Below are 3,012 nucleotides of genomic sequence, written 5' to 3' on the forward strand. Positions count from 1 at the left end.
CAAAGGAATGCCTCAACGGACGCTCCGCGTTCGGCGTTGGATGGGACGCGGAGCGTCCCGAGCTGCATTCCCACGCAGAGCGTGGGAACGATCAAACATCAAAGACCTGAAAAGCAACTAAGCACACCCATCCAATTTCTTCCGCCCCGGCCTTGGCATGATTCCCGTCAATGACATTCAAGGGGCGGGTCATGATTGCTACGAGGGATGAACAGGCGCGCGACATCGGGTTGCTGTTCCTGCGGGTCAGCGGCGGGTTGTTTCTTTTGTGGGTGCACGGCTTGCCGAAGTTGCTGGACTTCACCGCGCAGCTGCAACTGATCGAAGACCCGTTCCACCTCGGCGCCCATCTGACGCTGATCCTGGCGATCTTCGCCGAAGTCCTCTGCCCGTTGCTGATCGCCGCCGGTGTGCTGGCGCGTTTGGCCTGCTTGCCTATTCTCTTTGTACTGCTCGTGGCGCTACTGGTCGTGCATCCGCAATGGAGTGTGGCTGAAGGGCAGTTTGGCTGGTTGCTGTTGATTCTTTTCACCACTGTCTTGATTGCCGGGCCCGGACGGCTGGCGATTCCTGTTCGTTTGCCCGGAGTGCTGCGTTATGCCTGAAGTCCTGAATTCACAAGCACCGGGGGCAGATGAGACCGTCACGTTGATCATCAAACACTCGGTCAAGGCTGGTTTCGAATCGGCGTATGAAGCATGGCTGCGCAACATCGTGCGCGTCGCCGGGCAGCGGGAAGGGCATTTGGGTGTGGACGTGGTGCGCGGCAAGCGCGGGCGTCTGGATTTCTACACGTGCGTATTGCGCTTCAGCTCCACCGAAGCGATGCAGGGCTGGCTGGAATCCTCCGAGCGTCAGGCGCTGGTGGCTGAAGCCGCACCGATGCTGGCCGATGGCGATCAGACCGAAGTCGCGCCGGTCAATGAATTCTGGTTCACACCGCTGGCCGAAGCCGGCTCGCCACCGCCGCGCTGGAAGCAGGCCGTAGTCACGCTGTTGGTGATTCTGCCGCACACCTTGCTGGTGCCGCTGATCTGGGGCCCGCTGCTGGCGCTGCATCCGTTTCTGTCCAACTACGTGGTCGCCACGTTCCTGATCACCCTGACCATCGTCCTCTCGGTGGTCTACGTGGTGATGCCGCCGGTCACCCGTCTGTTCACCCCGTGGCTGGAAGCCAGTCAGGCCCATGAACACCTCGATTCCCAAGAAACCTCGCCGCGTTGAGCGGGGTTTGCTTCTTTTCACTTTCGCTTGAGGAACTGCGATGAGCGCCGATCTGATTTTATTCAATGGCCAGTTTCATACCGTAGACCGGGAAAAACCACTGGCCAGTGCGGTGGCGATCAAGGACGGCCGCTTCGTCGCCGTCGGTAACGATGCCGAGGCCATGGCCCTCAAAGGCAACGCCACACAAGTGGTCGACATGAAGGGCCGCTGCGTCATCCCTGGCCTCAACGACTCGCACTTGCACCTGATTCGCGGCGGTCTGAACTACAACCTCGAACTGCGCTGGGAAGGTGTGCCATCGCTCGCCGACGCGCTGCGCATGCTCAAGGACCAGGCCGACCGCACGCCAACCCCGCAATGGGTGCGCGTGGTCGGTGGCTGGAACGAATTCCAGTTCGCCGAAAAACGCATGCCGACCCTGGAAGAAATCAACCAGGCCGCGCCGGATACTCCGGTGTTCATCCTGCACCTCTACGACCGTGCGCTGCTCAACCGCGCCGCCCTGCGCGTGGCCGGTTACACCCGCGACACGCCGAACCCGCCGGGCGGCGAGATCGTGCGCGACAGCAACGGCAACCCGACCGGCATGCTGGTCGCGCGGCCGAACGCGATGATTCTCTACTCGACCCTGGCCAAAGGGCCGAAGCTGCCGCTGGAATATCAGGTCAACTCGACCCGCCAGTTCATGCGCGAACTCAATCGCCTCGGCCTGACCAGTGCGATCGACGCCGGCGGTGGTTTCCAGAACTATCCGGACGATTACCAAGTAATCGAACAACTGGCCAAAGACGACCAGTTGACCGTTCGCATCGCCTACAACCTGTTCACCCAGAAGCCGAAAGAAGAGCTGACCGATTTCCAGAACTGGACCGGCAGCGTCAAGTTGCATCAGGGCGACGACTACCTGCGCCACAACGGCGCCGGCGAAATGCTGGTGTTCTCCGCCGCCGACTTCGAAGACTTCCTCGAACCGCGCCCGGACCTGCCGCAGACCATGGAGCAGGAACTGGAACCGGTGGTGCGCCACCTTGTTGAGCAGCGCTGGCCGTTCCGTCTGCACGCCACGTACAACGAATCGATCAGCCGCATGCTCGACGTGTTCGAGAAGGTCAACCGCGACATTCCGTTCAACGGTCTGCCGTGGTTCTTCGACCACGCCGAAACCATCACCCCGCAAAACATCGAGCGTGTGAAAGCGCTGGGCGGCGGTATCGCGATTCAGGATCGCATGGCGTTCCAGGGTGAATACTTCGTCGATCGCTACGGCAAACAAGCTGCCGAAGCCACGCCACCGATCAAGCGCATGCTCGCCGAAGGCGTGCCGGTTGGCGCCGGCACCGACGCCACCCGCGTGTCCAGCTACAACCCGTGGACCTCGCTGTACTGGATGGTCAGCGGCCGCACCGTTGGCGGTCTGGCGTTGTACGAAGAAGGTTTGCCACGTAGCACCGCGCTGGAGCTGTTCACCCACGGCAGCGCCTGGTTCTCTTCGGAGCAGGGCAAGAAGGGCCAGATCCGCGTCGGCCAACTGGCAGACCTGGCGGCACTGAGCGCGGACTTCTTCAGCGTTGAAGAAGAAGCGATCAAGTGGATCGAGTCGGTGATGACCGTGGTCGGCGGCAAGATCGTCTACGCCGCCGGCGACTTCGAAGACCTCGGCCCGCGCTCGATTCCGGTGCTGCCGGACTGGTCGCCAGTGGTCAAGGTACCGGGCCACTGGCGCCCGAACTCGCCACTGCAGGCGCAGGTTCACCAGTGCAGCGGGCCATGCGCCGTACACACCCA

3 protein-coding genes are annotated in these 3,012 nt (G+C 62.0%); all 3 read left to right on the top strand.

Features of this window, described 5'->3' with window-relative positions:
- Positions 1-191: 191 nt before the first annotated feature.
- Positions 192-605, top strand: coding sequence for a DoxX family protein (locus tag OQK_RS20780; protein WP_038862011.1), 414 nt, complete (start codon positions 192-194; stop codon positions 603-605).
- Positions 598-1,224 carry an antibiotic biosynthesis monooxygenase gene (locus OQK_RS20785; protein WP_016774079.1) on the top strand — a complete coding sequence of 209 codons (627 nt, stop codon included), beginning with the start codon at positions 598-600 and terminating at the stop codon, positions 1,222-1,224. The genes OQK_RS20780 and OQK_RS20785 overlap by 8 nt, the downstream gene beginning before the upstream one ends.
- 40 nt (positions 1,225-1,264) lie before the next feature.
- On the top strand, positions 1,265-3,012 hold a 1,748-nt coding region (locus OQK_RS20790), incomplete at its 3' end, for an amidohydrolase (RefSeq protein ID WP_038861493.1).

It is taken from the genome of Pseudomonas sp. R62, from assembly GCF_000257605.1.
Taxonomy (GTDB): domain Bacteria; phylum Pseudomonadota; class Gammaproteobacteria; order Pseudomonadales; family Pseudomonadaceae; genus Aquipseudomonas; species Aquipseudomonas atacamensis.